General features: G+C 64.6%; 18 protein-coding genes. 7 read left to right on the top strand and 11 right to left on the bottom strand.

Features of this window, described 5'->3' with window-relative positions; translation table 11 throughout:
• Positions 1-127 precede the first annotated feature (127 nt).
• The 3 genes from GE300_RS21035 to GE300_RS21025 are packed head-to-tail and all read right to left on the bottom strand — an operon-like array spanning position 128 to position 1,812.
• Positions 128-418, bottom strand: a complete 291-nt coding sequence (locus GE300_RS21035; RefSeq protein ID WP_154449485.1) for a hypothetical protein — start codon at positions 416-418, stop codon at positions 128-130.
• A 10-nt stretch (positions 419-428) separates the two neighbouring features.
• Positions 429-827, bottom strand: coding sequence for a hypothetical protein (locus GE300_RS21030; RefSeq protein WP_154449483.1), 399 nt, complete (start codon positions 825-827; stop codon positions 429-431).
• Between the two features lie 10 nt (positions 828-837).
• Positions 838-1,812 carry a hypothetical protein gene (locus tag GE300_RS21025; RefSeq protein WP_154449481.1) on the bottom strand — a complete coding sequence of 325 codons (975 nt, stop codon included), beginning with the start codon at positions 1,810-1,812 and terminating at the stop codon, positions 838-840.
• Between the two features lie 238 nt (positions 1,813-2,050).
• Here GE300_RS21025 and GE300_RS21020 point away from each other — a divergent pair, with 238 nt between their 5' ends.
• Together GE300_RS21020 and GE300_RS21015 are read left to right on the top strand one after the other, a co-directional pair.
• On the top strand, positions 2,051-3,763 hold the full coding sequence (locus GE300_RS21020; protein ID WP_154449479.1) for a UvrD-helicase domain-containing protein: 1,713 nt from the start codon (positions 2,051-2,053) through the stop codon (positions 3,761-3,763).
• Positions 3,764-4,041: 278 nt separating this feature from the next.
• On the top strand, positions 4,042-4,188 hold the full coding sequence (locus tag GE300_RS21015; protein ID WP_154449477.1) for a hypothetical protein: 147 nt from the start codon (positions 4,042-4,044) through the stop codon (positions 4,186-4,188).
• A gap of 777 nt (positions 4,189-4,965) precedes the next feature.
• Here GE300_RS21015 and GE300_RS21010 read toward each other — a convergent pair.
• Complete coding sequence (locus GE300_RS21010; protein WP_154449475.1) at positions 4,966-5,442, bottom strand: hypothetical protein; 477 nt, start codon at positions 5,440-5,442, stop codon at positions 4,966-4,968.
• A 185-nt stretch (positions 5,443-5,627) separates the two neighbouring features.
• Here GE300_RS21010 and GE300_RS21005 point away from each other — a divergent pair, with 185 nt between their 5' ends.
• Both GE300_RS21005 and GE300_RS21000 read left to right on the top strand, forming a co-directional pair.
• Positions 5,628-6,191, top strand: coding sequence for a hypothetical protein (locus tag GE300_RS21005; protein WP_154449473.1), 564 nt, complete (start codon positions 5,628-5,630; stop codon positions 6,189-6,191).
• A 787-nt stretch (positions 6,192-6,978) separates the two neighbouring features.
• Entirely contained in the window at positions 6,979-7,515 is a 537-nt protein-coding gene (locus GE300_RS21000; protein WP_233417267.1) for a lysozyme inhibitor LprI family protein, read from the top strand.
• A 24-nt stretch (positions 7,516-7,539) separates the two neighbouring features.
• Here GE300_RS21000 and GE300_RS20995 read toward each other — a convergent pair whose 3' ends face one another.
• From GE300_RS20995 to GE300_RS20970, 6 genes are all read right to left on the bottom strand, one after another.
• The gene (locus GE300_RS20995; RefSeq protein WP_154449471.1) at positions 7,540-8,070 is read right to left on the bottom strand and encodes a hypothetical protein; all 531 of its coding nucleotides are present in this window, start codon (positions 8,068-8,070) and stop codon (positions 7,540-7,542) included.
• Between the two features lie 63 nt (positions 8,071-8,133).
• Positions 8,134-10,410, bottom strand: a complete 2,277-nt coding sequence (locus GE300_RS20990) for a hypothetical protein (protein ID WP_154449469.1) — start codon at positions 10,408-10,410, stop codon at positions 8,134-8,136.
• 25 nt (positions 10,411-10,435) lie between these two features.
• The gene (locus tag GE300_RS20985) at positions 10,436-11,020 is read right to left on the bottom strand and encodes a TrbI/VirB10 family protein (protein WP_154449467.1); all 585 of its coding nucleotides are present in this window, start codon (positions 11,018-11,020) and stop codon (positions 10,436-10,438) included.
• Between the two features lie 88 nt (positions 11,021-11,108).
• Positions 11,109-12,866, bottom strand: coding sequence for a flotillin family protein (locus tag GE300_RS20980; RefSeq protein WP_154449465.1), 1,758 nt, complete (start codon positions 12,864-12,866; stop codon positions 11,109-11,111).
• Between the two features lie 77 nt (positions 12,867-12,943).
• Positions 12,944-13,711: an OB-fold-containig protein gene (locus tag GE300_RS20975; RefSeq protein ID WP_154449463.1), complete on the bottom strand. Its 768-nt coding sequence runs from the start codon at positions 13,709-13,711 to the stop codon at positions 12,944-12,946.
• Entirely contained in the window at positions 13,711-14,034 is a 324-nt protein-coding gene (locus GE300_RS20970) for a guanosine-3',5'-bis(diphosphate) 3'-pyrophosphohydrolase (RefSeq protein WP_154449461.1), read from the bottom strand. The genes GE300_RS20975 and GE300_RS20970 overlap by 1 nt, the downstream gene beginning before the upstream one ends.
• 294 nt (positions 14,035-14,328) lie before the next feature.
• On the opposite strand from GE300_RS20970, the gene GE300_RS20965 reads away from it, so the two are divergent.
• Positions 14,329-15,348, top strand: a complete 1,020-nt coding sequence (locus GE300_RS20965) for a nucleotidyltransferase family protein (RefSeq protein ID WP_154449459.1) — start codon at positions 14,329-14,331, stop codon at positions 15,346-15,348.
• A 119-nt stretch (positions 15,349-15,467) separates the two neighbouring features.
• Positions 15,468-16,289: a hypothetical protein gene (locus GE300_RS20960; RefSeq protein WP_154449457.1), complete on the top strand. Its 822-nt coding sequence runs from the start codon at positions 15,468-15,470 to the stop codon at positions 16,287-16,289.
• Here GE300_RS20960 and GE300_RS20955 read toward each other — a convergent pair.
• On the bottom strand, positions 16,286-17,428 hold the full coding sequence (locus GE300_RS20955) for a hypothetical protein (protein ID WP_154449455.1): 1,143 nt from the start codon (positions 17,426-17,428) through the stop codon (positions 16,286-16,288). The genes GE300_RS20960 and GE300_RS20955 overlap by 4 nt on opposite strands.
• 172 nt (positions 17,429-17,600) lie before the next feature.
• On the opposite strand from GE300_RS20955, the gene GE300_RS20950 reads away from it, so the two are divergent.
• The gene (locus GE300_RS20950) at positions 17,601-17,915 is read left to right on the top strand and encodes a hypothetical protein (protein WP_154449453.1); all 315 of its coding nucleotides are present in this window, start codon (positions 17,601-17,603) and stop codon (positions 17,913-17,915) included.
• The last annotated feature ends 587 nt before the right edge of the window (positions 17,916-18,502 follow it).

Below are 18,502 nucleotides of genomic sequence, written 5' to 3'. Positions count from 1 at the left end.
CCCCGCTCTACGCGGAGCAAACCTCAACCCACGGAGCCGTCGCCTGAGAAAATGTGCGAAAGATTCTGGACACTACCAAAACTTTATCGCGTTGCCGGCCTGCACCAGGGCCGAACAAGCTTGCCGATCAGGAGCGGGAGGTCGCGCCTACAAGAACATCTCTGCCAAGCGGCGTGATCCTGTGTACGCGGCGGCCGTGCCCGGAGCGTTCACCGACCACATGCTCCGCCAGCCGCTTTTCTCGCAAGGCCCGCAACGGTGCATCGGCCCATTCCATCCTGGCTTCGCGTCGCGAGTTCAGGCGGGCCGAGATAGCGGCCTTGCAGATCGCCCAGGAGCATTGGTTCGTTTCTGCCAGGCGGCGCAGGCAGAAGTCCTGGTTCACGCTCAGCGCGGTCTTCCGGTTCTTGCTCGGCATTCTGGATCTCCTAAACGAGCACGGCCCACGCCACCGGCCAGGAGCCGATCTTGCGACCCTCCGGCAGCGGGTAGTGTTTCGACCACTGGATGTCGTTGTCCTCGGCGTCATGGTGCTGGAACGTGCCGTCGCTCATCTTGACGACGATATCGACCGCGTTCGGGCAGTTCTCCATGTCCGTGTGCCAGAGCACGTCTCCCGCCTTCCGCGGGGCCTGCGGGGCAGGGGAGGGGGCCGGTTCCTGCCGTGTACGGGCGGGATTGTAGAAGGGCTCTGCCTCGGCGGGCACAACGCCTTTGGGGGCAACGATTGCCGCATGCAGCGCGATCTTCAGGTTCTCGATCACGCCAGCCTGACGAGAGGTCTTGGCGTAGAGCCGGTCGAACTCGGCTTCGTCGTGAACGTCCATCTGGATTCCTTCAAGCTTGCTGGCGGCGTGCCGCCCGAATCTTCTTTTCCAGCCGACGGGCCTCGTCGGTCGCGGCAGATGCGGTGGCGAGCGCGCCATAGGCGCGGCTCAGAGCCTCTTCGAGCCGGACATGGTCGCGGCTGTTGCAGGCGCGGATACGGGCGCGCAGGGTCCGGCTTTGCGACAGGTCCCCGCCGCCATCCAGGCCAGTGCCGCTGTTGATCGACACCGCCTCAAGGTCCGTGATCGCGTCAGCCGCGCCCTGAACGGCATTGTCCACGTACCGCTTGTTCGCGGCCTGCTGTCCCCCGGTCGGATCCGAGAGGTTCGTGATCGCAAATCCGGAGAGGTTCAGGTTGCGCGTCGCGATGTGGTTGCCGAGGTCATCGCCTGCCGCCGAGGAAACCTCGGTGTCGACATAGGCCTTGTTCGCGGCATGGTTCGGATCCGACGGCGGCGCAACGATGACGATGTTGTTGCCGTTCATGTCGAGATCGGCAGTCGCCGTGTGATTGCCGAGGTTGTCCTTGGCCGCGGCCACCTGCGCGTCGACATAGGCCTTGCGCGTCGCGTCGTTGCTGCCCGAAGGGTCCTGCGTGATCCGGACCTGGAAGCCGTTCATGTCCAGGGTCTGGGTCGCGATGTGGTTGCCGAGATTGTCCCGCGCTCCGGTCACGGCATCGTCGACATATTTCTTGTTCGCGGCCTGGTCGGGGCGCGGCGTCGACGTGTCCATGTCCTTCAGGTTGTAGATCCCGAAGCCCTTCATATCGAGGTTCAGGGTCGCGGTGTGGTCGCCGAGGTTGTCCCCGGCGCTGGAGCCGCCGATGGCCTCCTGGCTGAAGTTCGGCGCATCCATACCGTCGAACATGCTGCCGGAGCTTGCGGTCGTGCTGCGGCCATCCTCGGCGATGGCCGGTACTGCGAGGGCGCAGATCGCCGCCGTCGTGATAGTCAGAAAGTGTTTTGCGCGAGCCCTGGACATGCCAGCCTCCCCCTTGAGGTACGGTACTATTGCTCAGTCTGATTTAAGCGTGACTGTGAAAAATAGAACGGAATTCACTTTCCGATCCGGCGAAACATGTAGATGCCCGGGGAAACCTGGTCCCCCGAAGCAACACAACCCGGTCTGCGCTCCGTTCGCGGCCAGGACCCGAAGACCTGGTGGTGTTTTCTCATTTATGCGAATATAGTTGCGAGGCAAGAATTTTCGAGGATCTTCCATGAAGCCCACAGCAGAGCAGGCAGCGATCGAGGATGCCGGCGCAGACCTCAAGCCAGGCGAGATCCTGAAGGTCCTCGCGTTCGCGGGCGCCGGCAAGACCTCGACGCTCAAGTTGGTTGCGAAAAGAAAGCCGGAGCGCGGCGTCTACCTGGTCTTCAACACACAGAACGCGGAAGAGGCCCGCAAGAAGCTGGCGCTGACGAACTGCTCGGCGTCTACCACCCACTCGCTCGCCTTCGGTGCGATGCGGGAGTACATCGGCAGCCCGGCGAACCACAGCCCGAGCACCGTGCGCGAAAGCGGCGTGATGGACAGGTTCAGCATTCCTAAGGTGGCGGGATGGAACCAGTACCGGCTGGCCATGGCCGTGCTGCGCGCGGTGCGCGCCTTCTCATCGTCGGCGGATGAAGAGTTCGGACATCACCACGGCGTCGAGGCGATCATCTCCGCGGTCGGTGATCCGGGCCGCATCCGCAATCGCGAGGTGCGCGAGGCCGCACGCGAAGCTGTCGAGCGGCTTTCCGGCGTGACCTACCAGGCGGCCGAAGCCTTCTGGCTGGAGATGACCAGCCAAGGGTCCTTCTCGCACGACATGTACCTCAAGTACATCGATCTCGATGCGAACCTTCGCGGCCAGGCCTTCTCCATGTTCCGCTACCTGATGGTCGACGAGGCGCAGGATCTCAACCCGGTCCAGCGCTCGATCATTCTCAAGACCAGCCTGCCCGTCATCGCGGTGGGTGATCCCTACCAGCAGATCTATTCGTGGCGCGGCGCCGAGAACGCTCTTGGGCTGATGGAGGGCAAGGAGCTCTATCTCACCCAGTCCTTCCGTTTCGGGGAGGACCTGGCCGAGATCGCGCGCGGCATTCTCGCCAGCCGCCCGGATGGCGGTCCGGAGCAACGTCTCACCGGTGCAGGGAGCGGCGACATCACCAGGCATGTCGGGGCCAGGCTCGCGTTCGTCTGCCGGACCAATGCCGGCGTCATCGACCAGGCGCTGTCGCTCGTGCGCAAGGGCAAGACGCCCTACGTCGACAACATGGACGGCCTGGTGCGCGATGTGCGTTCGGCACAGGCGCTGTTCGATGGCCGGCTGCGCGACGTCAAATCCCCCGACCTCGTCCAGTTCACCAGCTGGGACGAAATGCAGATGGAAGCCGAGGAAGGGGATGCCAACCTCGCCCGGCTCGTCGGGATCGTGGAGGACAACATCGTGCCGCAGATCGAGGAGCTGGCCTCGAACCGGGTGAAGGATCCCGCCAAGGCCGAGGTGGCCGTGTGCACCGCGCACCGCTCCAAGGGCATGGAGTGGCCGGCCGTCGTGCTCGGTGACGACTGGAAGGACATCGGCGCGATGCGCGGCCGGCACCGAGGTGCGAAAAAGAAATCCGAAAAGGACGTGACGCTGGCTCTCGAGGAGTGGAACGCGCTCTACGTTGGTGCCACTCGCGCGATGGTGCGCCTGCGCGGACATGAGCGCATCCTCAACCCGCCGAAGCCCGAGTTCGACCGGGACGCCGGACCCGATGGCGGACAGCTCGAAGAGGGCGGCAACTGGGTTCCGGAGGATCGCCTGATCGAGCAGGAAATGCGCGAGAAGCGCCGCCGCGCGCAGGAGGCCCGCGAGGCGGCTGCAGCCGGCGCCGAGATGGAGATGCAGTCGTCCCGGAACTGGAGCAAGGAGGACGATATCTCGAAGTTTCTCTGAAAACGCGGGACCTGAGTGCCCCGCATGCGCGGGGATGGCCCGACCACCAGCTGCTGCTCCAGCTCGGACCGCAGGTGTCTCCCGCATGTGCGGGGATGAACCGATCAACCGCCGGGCGCGTTTCGTGCCGTCAGAGTGTCTCCCGCTTGCGCGGGAATGGCCCCAGTCCGAACGCCGATCCCGTCCCGCGGCATCCTTGACAAGGTCTGCGCCCACATGCTCCCTGACCCTCGACCCTCGACCCTCGACCCTCGACCCACTACCCAAGGAGCCTGATCATGTCCGTGAAGAAAGTTGTCGAGGAGCTTGCCCGCCCCACCGATGAGGAAGATGTCGTCCGGGCCGGGATCCTGACCTGGAAGATCATCAAGTTCCTGGCCCCAATCGCCCTGATCTTCACTATCATCGAGGTCTTCTTCGTCTGAAACAGAAAAGGGCCCCCGACTGGGGGCCCTTTCTCGTGGTGCCGGCGAAGGGACACGATCCTTCCGGCATTCCGGGAATTCTCTGGAACGGCCGGAACGTTTTGGTAGCCGGGATTGCGCCAGGATTCTTCAGCGCCTACAATATCTTGAAGGAAGAGTGTCTCCCGCAAGCGCGGGGATGAACCGCTCGGATACTCACGCGATCCCGGGTCGCGGCTGTGTCTCCCGCATGCGCGGGGATGGCCCGACCACCAGCTGCTGCTCCAGCTCGGACCGCAGGTGTCTCCCGCACGCGCGGGGATGAACAGCGGAGCAGTGCCGGCTCGGGGCGCGCGGCCAGGGTGCCTCCCGCATGCGCGGGAGGAGGGCGGCCGGGCCCGCGCACATCGAGACCGGGTATCCACTGCGCGCAAGGCAATCCCTCGGGAATTCGGTTTGCGAAAAACAATCAGCATATCTAGAATGATACCATGCGCCCCGCCCGCGCCCGCGGGGATGGACCGTGGTCCGACGGTGAGCCTTTCACCGCCGAGAAACTTCTCCCGCATATGCGGGGATGAACCGGCTACCACGCCCTCTACCACGCCCGTCCGGGCGTGTCTCCCGCATGCGCGGGGATGGGCCCGTCCGAGCGCCGGTCTGGGTTCCCGGCATTCAGGACCATTCCTCGGGATCCACCGCGCTTTTGGTCGATTTTGACAGCGTGCCGGGGATCTACCCAGGCGACGCGCGATCGACGGGTTATCCATTGGAATGACGGGCCCATTTCGTTATGCCTTAACCGTTCTTCCGGGCCTTGATCGCCTCCTTGGCCTTGCCGAGAGTTCGGTGTTCGACCCCGCACGAGACATAGCGGTTGCCCTGCTTGACTATCGTTTCTCCAAGGTATTCGTACTTGCCGGGCGATACCTGGCTGGAGGATCGCGCGTCGGCGAGTTGCGCCTCGCCGTTCATCGCGGGCTTGGGCGCGGGCGCGCCGTTCGCGGCACCCAGTGCCGCGGCAGTTGTCAGATCTATTCCCCTGTCGGCCGCGATCGCGTGCAATAGCCTTGTTGCGCGGGCGGCCTCGTCAGCCGTATCGAGAACCGCGCTGGCCATGCTTCCTATCACGACGAAGAAAAGGCTGGAGAAGGCAAGGGTCGCTCCGCCCACCATCAAACCTGGGCCAACTGGGCCTTGCCTCGAAAGCCCGGACAGCAGCAGGATGACCCCGAGGCCCACACCCAACCATCCGACGATGCCGATAAAGCCCATGAGTGTACGTGCGGAGGGGTACTTTGTACTCATTATACGCCCCATATACTGAAAAATAGTATAGAATTATGGATAGTACTTCGGATACTTTAAATCCACAAGGTACAATGTTCATTGGCTTTCTTCGCGGTGCAAAGCCGATGAAAAGATGCAGGTGCTCTGTTCTGCTGACCGCAGCGACGAACATGATCAGTTCAACATGGATGCATACGAAAACCGTTCCGGTGACGTTCTCGGATGGCCGTCGGCTCGATCCGCCGCGGGCACTGACCGAGGCACTCGGCACACTTCGCCGGGAGCAGAAGGTGCTGTCGCGCAAGTTCGAGGCGCTGAAGGCGCAGCAGGCAGCGAAAAACCGGGCGGCGCGCGCCGAGGGGCGCGTCGCGGAGCGGTTGCCGCTGCCAAATCGGCTCAAGAAGCAAATCGTCCGGGTCGGCAAGGTTCACACCAAGGTCGTGAACGTGCGGGAGCACTGGCACAAGCTCGGGGCGCGGCGCACGGAGCAGCGCTATGCGCGGGTGGCTTGCGAGGAGCATGGCGTGGCCTTCATGCTCCGCAATCGCCGGCTGGCGCGCGCCGCTGCGGATCGGGCGCTGTCCGGTCAGAAGCAGGCCCTGAAGTCGGCCCTTGGGCCGCGGCTGGAGATGGTGCCGAACCGGCCTCAACTAACGAACCAGACTCAGGCCCACCTGCCTCGCCAGCTGAACAGGCCTGGGGGCGGGAAAGTTGGCTGTTGCAAACCGGGTTGACAAGGCAGCTTGCCGTTTGCTTTTGTGTTAATGTTGGTAAAGAAAACTTTCTTGGAGGATAAATGCTTAGGGGAGCACTTCTGTTCATGATTATTGGGGCTTCAGGTTGTGCTCCGGTAGTTTCAGGCGCTCAGAACGCGAGCGCTTCTCCAGAACTTGTCAGGACTGAGACGGCTGAATATTTTGGAGTCTCTGAACGATCAGTCCGAATTTCAAGTTACAACAAGGGTCTGCTATCCACGCAATACAAGGCTCACGTGAATGGCGTTCTATACAACTGTCAATACTATTATGGCTCCGCTAGATGCAATCGCCCGGGTGAAGGTGATTTGTAGGGAGCGCTCTCAAGTGCGTCGGATCTATTACGGCGTTTCATGGCATCTTATAGAAAGGGTCCACGAGCGGTTATAGATCCGCATGTCAGATGTGGCAGCGCTTCCCGCACAAGCGAGGATAAACCGCTGTATTCCGGCGACGAGCGCCGTGTCGTCCTGTGTCCCCTGCATGCGCAGGGATGAACCGCCTCACGCCATTCCGCCAGGAGCTCCGGCGCAGTGTTCCCCGCATGCGCGGGGATGAAGAAGCGCCGGGACGGGTTTTCACTCCGGGTCGAGGCGCCCGCAGGCCAGGACGTCCACCCGCGACCCTCCGGATCGCTCCGCGAAAAACGGAAATAAATTGTCTCTCCGCCATACCCCTGCCATACTTGCCGGGTCATCAGGATCCCGGTCCCGAAAGGGGCTGCAGTTCAACGCACCCGTTCTTCCTTCCCGCCTTTGGAGTTCCCATGCTTCGCACGACCCTCGCCATCCTGGCTCTCTCCGCAGCACCGATCGTCACTGCCGCCCCTGCGGCCGCCTCGGATATCGATATCCGCGCGATCGATCAGTGCGCCAACGCCGCGAACAGCATGGTCGAGCTCGAAGCCTGCATCCACTGGCCGGTTGACGCCTGCCAGAAGGCTGCCAGCAACCGTGGCGCGGATTCCGGCAGCGGCTGTATCGGTAGAATCGCCCGCTACTGGGACGAGCGCCTGAACCTTCAGTACGAAACCCTGGAAGGCCTGGAAGAGGTCCGCACTCTCGAGAACCCGCGCGCCGCAACGAGCGGGCAGGAGGCCGCCCTCCTGGAAATGCAGCGCGCCTGGCTCGACTTCCGGGACGCGGCCTGCGGATACCACCAGATGGACTATTCCCGCGGCGCGGAAGCTGCACATGCCCACTGCATGGCAGTTCTCACCGCGCGGCAGGCCTTCTACCTCGAAGAGTATGTCCGCGACATGGTTCCCGATCGGGAGTATCTCGAATCCCTGATGCGGCGATAGCGCCGCGGGAGCGGCGCGATCAGGTCAGCCGGAGACCAGGCGCTCCATCATGCCCACGAAGAGCGGGAAGTTGACGGCCATGACCCCCGCGATCACGAACGTCAGCCCCGGGCCGAACGTCTTCGGCCCGCCGCCGCCCTGCGCGGTCTGGTTCAGCAGGTAGAGACCGCGCATCACCGCGATGACGCCCACGAACATGACGATCGACACGATGCCCTGGATCATCGCCCGGCCCGGGCCACCCTCGAGCAGGCCCAGGGTCGTGGGCGCGTACTCGAAAATCCGCGACGCGTCCGGCGTGCCCTGCGCAAAGAAGGTCCGCGTGAGCGTGTCGATGAGGCCCGGAAGCGCAAGGAAGCTCACCCCGATGCCGAAAGTGGTGATCGGCGCCGCCCAGGAGCCCGCACCCCGCCCCATGTCATTGCGTCGCGACAGGCCCTGGAGCGATAGGATGACGAAGAGCACGCCCATCAGCATGCTGACGAGCATGAAGAGCGTCCTGAGCGAGGGCAGCATGCCCACGACATTCTCGATGATCTGAAGCAGATCGACCACGACAACCTCCCTTCATGCCCGTGAGGGCAGGGCCGGGAGGGCTGCGCCCGCCCGGCCCCGCCATCACTTCAGGACCGTACCGTTCTCCATGACGACCATGGTCGAGCCATCTGTCGTCGGGAAGATGTCCAGGACATAGCCGAAACCCTCGACAAAATCGCCCTTGGCAACATCGTCCGGAACCTCGATCGACGTGCTGGCCGGCATCGCGTCGACCGAACCGCCCTCGGCGAAGACCGGGTCGCCGCCCTCGGCGGCAGGCTCGGCCTTCGGCTCCGACGGCACTCCGAGAGGTGAGCCGTTTATCGCAACGCGGGCGATCAGACCGATATCCCGGGTCAGGTTCTTGACGTGACTGTCGAGGGTCTTGAGGCTGCGCTCCACCGCAACGCGGTCGGCAGGATCCGTGGTCTCGAGCGCGGCCACGCGGCGACTGAGATCGACGATGAGCGTCTCGGCCCTGTCCACCTTGTCCTGCACCCGGATCACCTTCACCAGGATCTCGTTCTGCGCCAGGGCCAGCTGCTCGGCCCGCGCCGCCTGCGCGCTCGTCTCCGCCAGAACGCCGTCAAGACGCTCGATCTCGCCATCCTTCTCCTCGAGAGCCGCGCGCATCTCGTCCATGAACCCCTGAAGGGCCCCGAACTCCTCGCGAACGGCGTCGATATCCGCCGCCTTCGCGTACTCGGCAAGCGTCTCTTCCAGCTCGATGACGGGCGCGGGCTCGGCCGCCGGTGCGTCCGCGGGCTCCTCCGCCGGGACTTCCGCCGGCAGCATCAGGTCCGACAGCTCTTCGATGTTCCCGCTTTCGAGGCCGCGCGCGATCGACTCCAGGCGATCCTCTCCCCGGAAGTCCGGATCGACAAGCGCCGGGCTTGCCTGCTCGCGTGCTGCTTCGTCCGTGGCCTCGATGCTCCCCGCGGGATCCACCCCCTCGGGAAAGATCGAAGCATCATCGATCGGCGGAAGCGCATCGATCCCGCCCGCGCCGGCCACGGCGGTTTCGTTTGCCGGCTCACCGGGCGCGTCCGGGGCCGGGGCCTGCGGCTGCGCCGGGGCGGGCGAGTCGATCGATGCCGTGATGAGCGAGGGGGCGTAGACCAAACCCGCGCCGACGATCAGGGCGGTCGCGGCAACCGAAGCGGCCAGGAGGCCAAGCTTCGACTTCCTGCCGCCCGCCACCGGCGCCTCTGCCGTTTCGGGATGCGCGTCGGCCGAATGCCCGGCGGGCTCGCTCTCCTCGGACATGTCGTCGCTCAGATCGATGAAGCTCTCTTCCGCGGGCTCGTCCACGACGTTCTGCACCTCGCCATCTCCTTCGGAAATCTCGTCGGGGGCGAAGAACTCCGGCAGCTCGCCCTCGTCCGTCACCATATCTTCGCCCGGATCAATATCGTCGGCCATCGACGTGTCGGGAACGGCCGGCTCCCAGGTTTCCACAGGGATCGTCGCATCGATATCGTGAAGGTCCTGCGCCGTGGCCTCCGGGACCGCCGGTGCATCGGGAGTCCAGAAGTCCTCGTCGACAGCCTCCGGCGCAAGCGGCACGCGCGAGCCGGCCTCCTCGACCGCTTCAGCCCCGGTGAGGTCTTCCGTTTCGTTCCAGCCTTCCCAGCCGACCAGTTCGTCCTGATCATCGTCCTGGTCCTCGAAGACATCGCCGGACCAGCCGGCCCCAGCGGCCTCGGTGTCCGAAGCGTCCGCGTCGTATGGCACCTCGTCGAACGGCGTCTTTGCCGCCGGCATGCCGGCTTCGCCGGGGGCCTCGGCTCCAGCCTCCCCGGCAGCCTCTCTCTCGTCGTGATACAGGTCCTCGTCCTGCCCTTGCGGCTCATCCTGGAACTCGATGATGCGATCGGAGATCTCGGCATTGACCGCCGCCTCACCCTCGTCCAGCCCATCGAACCCCGGCAGGTCGTCCACGGGCAGGGTCGCGTCCTCGCTTTCCTCGACCGCCACCTCGGGGCCTTCCTCGCCCTCGAGGTCGGTCAGGGCATCTTCGGTCGGAACGACGGCGTCATCATCCTCGAGGGGCGCATCGAAATCGGCAACCTCCTCATCGGCCTCGTCCATCGCCGCGAGGCCCGGGCTGGCGGCGCCTTGCGGGGCTTCGGGAGCCGGCGCCTCGAGCGGAGGAGCATCATCGGTGAACAGGTCGGTCATGCTCCCGAGCGCATCGATCTTCGATGCCAGGTCCTCGAGGGAGCCGGCCGCCGTGTCCGCGGCCCCGCTGTCGGAAAGAGCTTCCTTGCGCGCGGCCACATCGGGATGCAGCTCCGACGCGGCGAGCAGCAGCCCGCCCTTGTCCAGCGCATCGATCTTCGCCTTTGCCTTGGTCATCGTTCTTCTCGACGCTCCGCTTTTCCTACTGACCCGATGAACCGAGCTGCATCGCCCGGGGCAGGCGAGACGGCATGCCCGGCGTCGGCGCGCCGGTCGTGATCCCGCTGTCCGCATCCTCGCGAACAGGGGTATCGATCAGAACGCGATCGGTGATCAGGATCCCGATGGGCCAACCGGCCTGCAGGATGATCTTCGGTCCTTTTGGCGCGGTGCTCGCGATATCGCTGGCAACGGCGGCACTCGCGGCGGCCAGGCCGGATGCGAGCGCATTCTCCGTCGTGGAGCCATCCGTCACGATCTGCATGCTGTCTCCCGAGCCGACGACAGTCTGGCTCGGCTGGGCAAGCGCCTGGGCGAAGCCGCTGATGAACGTTGCCGCCAGGATCGGCGCATAGCGCGCGACATACCGTCGATGGACGTCGCTCGCGACCGCCGTCTCCGCGCTCTTCCCATCAACCGCGACCGCCTCGATGTCATAGACGTTGCCATCCGCGAAGGTCATCGAGCGGAACGTCACGACCATCCGCCCGGAGGCCTTGCCGAGCAGCAGGCAGGCGAAGAGCGCGATGCCAAGGAGGCCGAACACGCCTCCGGTCCACTTGAACATGTTTGGGTTCCCTATTGATGGAAGAGGGCCCCGGATGCTGTCCGGAGCCCCTGTTGGTTCACAGCGCGGTTCGTTCCGCCGCCCGGGCTCAGCTCGCGGGCGTCGGTTTCTTGCTGGCTGGCTTCTTGCTGACGGTGCGCTTCTTCACCGGCGCTACGGCATCGCCCGGAACATCCGCGCGCTCGCCCGAAGCGACCGGGCCGAGAGCGGCGATTTCGTCCGCGGAGAAGCCGGCCTTGTCCTCGGGCAAAGGCGCGGCTACGGCGTCGCCCAGCTTCTCGGTCGAGAACTCGCTTTCCATGATCCCGGCCAGGCCGGTGTCCATGTTGAGCCCGACCGACTTGCCGATCGCATTGAGCGCCGGCAGTTCGAAGGCGTTCCGGCGGATCTCGTCGAAGGCCTGGTTCACGAGGCCGTTGCCGCCTGCGGTGTTGCCGTCCGCCAGGGTGCCGCGGCCGCTGCCGCCGTTCAGCCCGTCCACCTTGTGGATGGTGATGCCGCCGATCTTCTCGGCCGGCTTGACCATCTCGGCGACGATGCCCGGCAGGGCGTCCAGCCGGGCCTTGGCGAGGCGGAAGTCGATGATCTCGGCCGACAGCGAGTTCTCGGCATCGATCAGCGCGCGGGTCCCTTCGGCGTCGGCCAGCTTTTCTTCCTTCGTCGCCGCGGCCTTGATGGTGATCTGGTCGGCCTCGGCCTGTGCCAGCTCGCGCATGGCAGAGGCGCGGTCCTCGGCGGCCTGACGCTCTGCCGCGGCGGAAACGCGGATCGAGGTCGCGTTGCGCTCGGCCTCTTCCTCGGCGGCCAGGATGGTCAGGCGCTTCTGGCGCTCACCTTCCGCCAGCCGGCGCTCGGTCTCGATGGACTCGGTCGCCTTGATGGCCTCGGCCTTGGCACGGTCGGCTTCGGCGCGCGCCTCGGACTCGGCCTGGCTTTTCTGGGCGATGGCGATCTGACGCTCCTGCTCGGCGATCTCGATCGCCTGCTGGCGCTGGATCCGGGCCTCTTCGGCGGCGCGCTCGGCCTCTTCCTTCTTGCGAGCCTTCTCGGAGGCTTCGCGGGCGGCGAGCTCTTCCATCTTCACGCGCTGCTCGACGCGGGCCTCTTCCTGGGCGCGCTCGACGCCATACTTCTGGACCTCGGCCTCCTGCTCGTGGCGCGCGACGGCAACCTCGGCGTCAGCCTCGATCTCGGCGCGGCGCTTGCGGCTTTCGGCGATGCGCTCGGCCAGGACCTTCATGCCTTCGGCGTTGAAGACATTGTTCTCGTCGAGACCCTCGAGGGGCGTCTGGTCCAGCGCGGTCAGCGAGACCGACTCCAGCGCCAGGCCGTTCTTTTTCAGGTCCTCGACGACGGTCTGCTGCACCTGCTGGACGAAGTTCGACCGGTTCTCGTGCAGATCATCCAGGTCCATCTTGGCGGCCACGGCGCGCAGGCCATCGACCAGCTTGCCCTCGATCATCTCGCGCAGTGCGCGCTCGTCGAAGGTGCGGTCACCCAGCGTCTGGGCGGCCTTGGCGATGCCTTCCTCGGTGGCCTCGACGGTCACGTAGAACTCGACACCGACGTCGACACGCATCCGGTCCTTGGTGATCAGGGCGGACTCGCCATTGCGCCGGACCTCGAGGCGCGTGGTGCGCATGTTGATCTTCGTGATCTCGTGCAACACGGGGATGACCATGGTGCCGCCGTCGATGATGACCTTGCGCCCGCCGGTGCCGGTCTTGACCAGGCTGACCTCGCGGGTCGAGCGCTTGTACATCCGCGCGAAGGCGAAGCCGGTCACGCCGAGGGCCGCGAAGCCCAGGAGCGCGGGGACCGCGGTGGTGAGGAGAAGTGACTGCATGTATGCCTCTTTCTTTGTCGCAAAGCGGTTTGAAGGGGTGGGCGGGACCTGAAGAGACGCCCCGCGGGTGAGAAGGGTCAGCTGAGATCGACGAGCCTCAGGCCGCCGCGCGGCAGGCGGACGACGAGGACCTCTGAACCCTGCTCGATGACGTCCGCTGCGCCGAGCGGCTCGGCCATGATGTACTGGGCGTTGCCGTAGCGATCGGTGACGCGGACCTGGGCGGGCGATCCCGCGGCGGCGGTGCCGACGGTTACGGTGCCTTTGCGCCGGCCGAGACTGCGCTCCGAAACCGCGTAGCTCTCGTCGCGCGGGATGAGCCGGGCAATGAAGCGGGTGAACCGCCGGGTGAGGATCGCGGCCACGACGATCCCGGCCGGAACGGCCAGGAAGCCGGGGAGCATGAAGCCGAAGATGCCGTGAGCGGCCGCCTGTCCCGCGATACCTGCACTCGCGAAGATCGCACAGAAGATCGCGAGCGAGGCGGAGAAGGGCAGGGCGCGCAGGCCCAACAGGTCGAGCACGGTACCGAGCGTGGAGGTGCCGCCGCCGGCCTGCGGGCCGTCCGCGACATCGACGTCTGTGTCGGCCTCCAGGAAGGCAATTGCCGATTCGATTTTCGCAGCCACATCCGGCGAGACATCCACGTCGGCGGCAATCTCGGCCGCGGTCATGCCGGAGAAATCGGCATCGGCATCCATCCCGTCGAAATCAGGGCCGTCGGCATCCGTGAACCCGGAGAGGCCGACGAACATCAGGATTACCTCGAGAACGAGAAAGAAGACCACGAGGAAACCGGCCATCAGGAAGGGGCGCATCCCGTCTTGGGTGAGAATATCGAGCATCAGAGAGAGGTGTCCTTGGAATGCAGGAGCGGCTCGAGGCGCGCGAGCGCGGTGCGGTAGCGCTTCTCGAGGCTGGGGCCGGGCCCGCCGCCCCGGGTAAGGTTGTGCTTGAGATCGCAGATCTTCACGCGGGTCGCGGCCGGGTTCGCCGCGACGCGCTCGATATAGGCGGCGTAGGTCTCGTCTTCGCGCCGGGTGATCGCATCGAGCGCTGGCCAGATCTTCAGGAGCGCCTTCGGCAGGTAGCCGTCCTCCACGCTGTCGTGGAGAAGCCCGAGGATCGGATGGCCGCTATGGAGCCCGACGTGTAGCCAGTGGTGCATCGTCCCTCCTCGACCTTGCGGTTTCGTTCGGCCCGCCGCGACGCCGGGTCCCCGTACGGTGAACCTTTGATCCGCTGCCCGGGGGCGCGCGGCGGCGCTGCGGCGGGCCTTTCCCTCCCCCTTGCGAGGATTGGAAGCCGCAAGCATAATGGGTATGCGAAAAAAGAAAAGAAAAATCGGAATGCCTCGACTCGGCTTGGAGCGGGCAGCGACATGTGCAACAAATAAAAGTTCGTTGCACACTTGCGCTGTGTGCAACGGTGAATTATTTGTTGCACATCGAGGGAGATGCCGATGCCTGTCGCTTCACATTCCAGGATCGCCCAGGTCACCTATCAGGACCTGCTCCGTCTGCATCTCGACGAGGCAGCCTCAATGCTCATTGGGTCGCTCGAGGAGCGGCGACGCAGTGGGAGAACCTATCTCTATGACCGGTATCGCCTCGGGAGGCAGGTGAAATCCCGTTACATCGGCGAGGATACCCCTGAGCTGCGGCAGCGCCTCGCGCGCGCGGCTGATCTCAGGGCGGAAGCCGAAGCGCGTCGCAAGACGATGTCACGAATGACGCGCACTCTCCGCGCTGAGGGGATGGTCGGAGTTGACCGGGATACCGGATCCATGCTTCTCGCCTTCGCGAAGAGCGGTTTTTTCAGGCTTGGCGGCACGCTTATAGGTACAGCGGCGTTCGCGCTCTATGAGGGCGAACTCGGCGTTCGCTTCGGTGTTGAGGAACTCGCGCAAACTGGCGATATCGATTTCGCCAGCTTCGAGCGCCTCTCGGTCGCGATCGGCGACACGGTGGAGCAGTCGCCCGGGGATATTCTCGGCGAGCTCAAGTTTGACCCGGTTCCGGGCATACACGACCGGCAGGTCTGGAAGTGGCGCCAGAGCCATGGCGAGGCCATGGTCGAGTTCCTGACACCCGCCTTCGGCGACGAAACGGTAAAGCCACTGCCCGCGCTAGGTGTCAGCGCGCAGGCACTCAACTATTTGAACTTCCTGATCGCTGAACCCATGCAGGCTGTTGCGCTATACAGGTCAGGCGTCCTGGTCCAGGTGCCGCGCCCGGAGCGATTTGCCATCCACAAACTCATCGTCGCCGATCGTCGGGGCGGCGGCCCGAACCGGGCGAAGGCCCGCAAGGATCGTGGCCAGGCCGAATTTCTCATCGAGGTGCTGGCTCAGGACCGTCCTGACGATCTTGCGGAGGCGTTCGAGGACGCAATGGGGCGCGGGCCGCGATGGAGGGAGAGAATCGAGAGAAGCTTGGCGCTCCTGCCCGGGGCGGATAAAATTCTGCGGGGCCTGGCTTAGCGTCAGGCCGGACCTGCAGCGATCTTGCCCAATGCGAGAAGCGCCAATTTCGGGTCATATGTGGGCAGCGAGCAAGAACACCGCACCCGGCAGGTGTCAAAGAGGATGGGAACTGCGAAATGTACGACAAGTTGGCGCGAGGCTATGCCTCGCAATACCTGCGGCGGCTGCCGGACCACAAGCAGGTCGATCGGTTCGGCGCCAGCCAGAAGCGCAAGGATGCGGTCTACTGCTTCGCGGAATGCGCGCTCTCGAAAAAGCCGGGCCGCACGCTCAAGCGCATGGCGCCGCGGGTCGGACCGCTGTTTCGCCATGGCCATGTGGTCTACTGGGACAAGACCGGGAAGTGCTTCTCCGCGCAGGCCATCACCTGCGCGAAGGATACCGTGGTTTCGCCGGCCGGCCGGGCCGACGAGAGCCTCTACGAGGAGAAATCCGCATTCCTCACCGACTTCGTCATCTCGATCGATAGTGACGACGGGCAGAGCTATCTCGCGACCTATGCAAACATGGGCCACCACGCGATCGCGCGCTTCCTCGAGCGGGATCTCGCGACCCCGGAGACCATCGGCAGAGCCACGCGGACGACTCTCAACATCGTGCGCAATCTCTCGTTGGCGGTCGACCAGAGCCCGCGTCATTGGGGAAGCTACAGCTTCCTGATCCCGTTCGGCGAGGGCGGGCTGCCGGCCGTGAGCATGGCCGCCGCCGTGGCGCCCGGCCAGCCGCAGCGGCACATCATCTCCGTTCGGACCTATCTCGACGAGAACATGCTCTCCGAGGCGGACATGCAGCGCATGGAAGGCTTCGAGGATGCCATGTCCCGGCTGGACGAGCCGGGCGGCCGTGACCGGATGAACGACTGGATCGCGAAGAATATCCGGCCGTGGGATCTGCGGGCGAAAGCTGGCTCCGAGGCGCCGGGGATGGACTGCTCCTAGTCCGCCATCTTGCCGGCAGGCGCGTCGGTGTCCGGCCGCCTGGACCTGACCAGGTCGATCAGTCTGCGGAAGTTCTCGGGGTCGTCGTCGCTCTTCCAGCGGTTCACGAACCAGCAGACGATCTGCAGGTTTCCGCGAACGTAGCCTTTGTCCGAATGGATGCGGTCGATGGATGCCGCCATATCAGGATCGCCCTCGTTCGGCGGCAGGACGACGGGGAGATGCGTGATCTGGCACTGCGCTCCCGAGCTTTCGATCAGCTCTGCTATGTGGGCCTTGAGTTCCTCCTTGGTCATGTCGGTCGTCTTCTCCTTGACGGTCTTGCTCACCGTCTGACCGTTCGCGTACGAGACCGTCTTCATGACCCGCTCTGCCAGCTTTTCGGCAGCGTAGGTCGTCTGCGTCAGTCGCAGACCCATGCTCGAACCGCCGGACTTCGGCGGCTGCCAGTAGCCGACCACCCAGACGAAGGAGTGCGCGTCGATGAGGGTGACGTCGTCGACTGAAAGGTCGGCTGCGATCCGTGGGCGCAGAGCGTGCAATGCGTCGATGAAGCCGGCGTAGTTCTCCCAGGAGCATCGGCCGACCAGCGTGTAGTCGATCCCGGCACGGCGTATTCCGCTTTGCAGGCCTTCCGGGCGCAATGGAACGAAGCGCTCGGCATCCCGCAGAAACCAGAGGTAGCCCATCAGCGGGTAGATCCGGCCGAAATGATCGACGAACGCATCGAAGAGTTCCTCGCCCGGATCGGGGTCCTTGTAGAGGCGGAACAGGAGCGTCTCCGTCGCGAGCCGGTCCGACGGGTTCCCGCGGGCATCGACGAGTTTCCTGTGATCGGTCGAGGCCGGGCCATTGCGGCCGTCCCAGCTCAGCAGGTTGTTGCCTTCGATCTCGATCGCGGAGATGGCGCACTCCAGGATCAGACCCGTTCCAAGGTCCGCCTCCGACCAGGATGACGGATTCAGCTTCGAGAGAGCTTCCTCCCTGAGGCGCAGCTTGAAGCCTTCATTGGTGTCGAGCACGCCTTCCCGGAAGGATTGGAAAGGGCGGCGCGATGGAGAGTGCGCGGCGACCATCTCCCGGAAGTGCCGGGTGGCTTCAGCGAATTTCTCACTATCGATCTCTATCGCGTCTGGCATCTCCGCCTCCCAAAATGGTCCGAGCTACAATACACGAGGCACTGTAGCCGAGTCGGCGAAGGCTCCGTCAAGACGTTCTGCAAACCCGTTGCGAAAAAGAAAATCCAACGCTATCCTGAATTGCGAAAAAGGCAGTCTGGAGGCTGCCTCAGCCTCGAGAATGGAGCCCGCGATGTCCGACATGCACACGACCGACCACACCGGACCGCTGGTGCCGCTCGGCCCCGTCGCCTTCTCGGCCGATACTGGCCTTCCCGGCGGCCCTCAGACGTTTTCCGTCCCGACCTTCCTGGCCGCCGAGGATGAGAGCCGGGTCGTCGTCGAGTACAACGGGCTGGAGCTGCGGGATTTCGGCTGCGTCAACGACTTCTATGGGTTCGGCTCGAGTCCCCGGACCGCGCTCGAAGATGCCAGGGACAAGATCGCCAGGCTGGCTGGCTGCAACGCGGACATCAAGGTCGTCACGAAATTGACGCTGCGGCCGTGAGGCGTTCTACCAAGGCGCGCAGTGCGTATCCGGCATCCCGTGGACCTGGAGATGCGCGAATGGCCCGATCTCCACGTCCGAGGAAGAGCTCCTGGTCTGGCAGAACGGCGAGCGGACCGAGGATGCCGCCCGCTTCGTCGAGCGGATCGCTGAGCTGGTCGCAAAGGACGCAGCGCCCGCGCGCCGCGGGGCGCTGCGCAGCATCCTGACCGGCAAGCGCGCCACCACACCCGAGGCGTACCTGGCGAACGTGCTCGAGGAGGCCTGATCTTGACAGGATCCCGCTTGACGGCGCCCGGGACCTGAGGTGTATCCGGGGTGCCGGGTCGCGGTTGTGGCCGGCGCGTTCATTCCTCGCTCGCCGGTCGGCTTTCTTCGCCGGGAGCATTTTCGAATTTCTACAATGAGAAGACTGGAAGCTTTCTTCCTGAATGTCGCGATCGGGTTGAACCGTGATCTCACTCGCGGTGCTGCACACTCGGTACAACAAACTGACCTACGGCTTTCGAGGATAACGTAAAGAATCTTTCGCACTTTCAGATTTGACGGCTCCTTCTACAGTGAAGGAGCGACGGGATGGACGACGA

The organism is Halovulum marinum (genome assembly GCF_009697225.1).
GTDB classification, from domain to species: domain Bacteria; phylum Pseudomonadota; class Alphaproteobacteria; order Rhodobacterales; family Rhodobacteraceae; genus Halovulum; species Halovulum marinum.
Note: the sequence above shows the minus strand (reverse complement) of the source record. Positions and strands in the feature narration are given on the sequence as shown.

Coding starts and splice junctions, on each gene's coding strand:
- GE300_RS21035 (WP_154449485.1), bottom strand. CDS start 418: ATGCCGAGCAAGAACCGGAAGACCGCGCTGAGCGTGAACCAGGACTTC.
- GE300_RS21005 (WP_154449473.1), top strand. CDS start 5,628: ATGATCAGTTCAACATGGATGCATACGAAAACCGTTCCGGTGACGTTC.
- GE300_RS20985 (WP_154449467.1), bottom strand. CDS start 11,020: ATGTTCAAGTGGACCGGAGGCGTGTTCGGCCTCCTTGGCATCGCGCTC.
- GE300_RS20950 (WP_154449453.1), top strand. CDS start 17,601: ATGTCCGACATGCACACGACCGACCACACCGGACCGCTGGTGCCGCTC.
- GE300_RS21025 (WP_154449481.1), bottom strand. CDS start 1,812: ATGTCCAGGGCTCGCGCAAAACACTTTCTGACTATCACGACGGCGGCG.
- GE300_RS21015 (WP_154449477.1), top strand. CDS start 4,042: ATGTCCGTGAAGAAAGTTGTCGAGGAGCTTGCCCGCCCCACCGATGAG.
- GE300_RS21010 (WP_154449475.1), bottom strand. CDS start 5,442: ATGGGCTTTATCGGCATCGTCGGATGGTTGGGTGTGGGCCTCGGGGTC.
- GE300_RS20970 (WP_154449461.1), bottom strand. CDS start 14,034: ATGCACCACTGGCTACACGTCGGGCTCCATAGCGGCCATCCGATCCTC.
- GE300_RS20980 (WP_154449465.1), bottom strand. CDS start 12,866: ATGCAGTCACTTCTCCTCACCACCGCGGTCCCCGCGCTCCTGGGCTTC.
- GE300_RS20960 (WP_154449457.1), top strand. CDS start 15,468: ATGTACGACAAGTTGGCGCGAGGCTATGCCTCGCAATACCTGCGGCGG.
- GE300_RS21000 (WP_233417267.1), top strand. CDS start 6,979: ATGCTTCGCACGACCCTCGCCATCCTGGCTCTCTCCGCAGCACCGATC.
- GE300_RS20965 (WP_154449459.1), top strand. CDS start 14,329: ATGCCTGTCGCTTCACATTCCAGGATCGCCCAGGTCACCTATCAGGAC.
- GE300_RS20955 (WP_154449455.1), bottom strand. CDS start 17,428: ATGCCAGACGCGATAGAGATCGATAGTGAGAAATTCGCTGAAGCCACC.
- GE300_RS21030 (WP_154449483.1), bottom strand. CDS start 827: ATGGACGTTCACGACGAAGCCGAGTTCGACCGGCTCTACGCCAAGACC.
- GE300_RS20990 (WP_154449469.1), bottom strand. CDS start 10,410: ATGACCAAGGCAAAGGCGAAGATCGATGCGCTGGACAAGGGCGGGCTG.
- GE300_RS20975 (WP_154449463.1), bottom strand. CDS start 13,711: ATGCTCGATATTCTCACCCAAGACGGGATGCGCCCCTTCCTGATGGCC.
- GE300_RS21020 (WP_154449479.1), top strand. CDS start 2,051: ATGAAGCCCACAGCAGAGCAGGCAGCGATCGAGGATGCCGGCGCAGAC.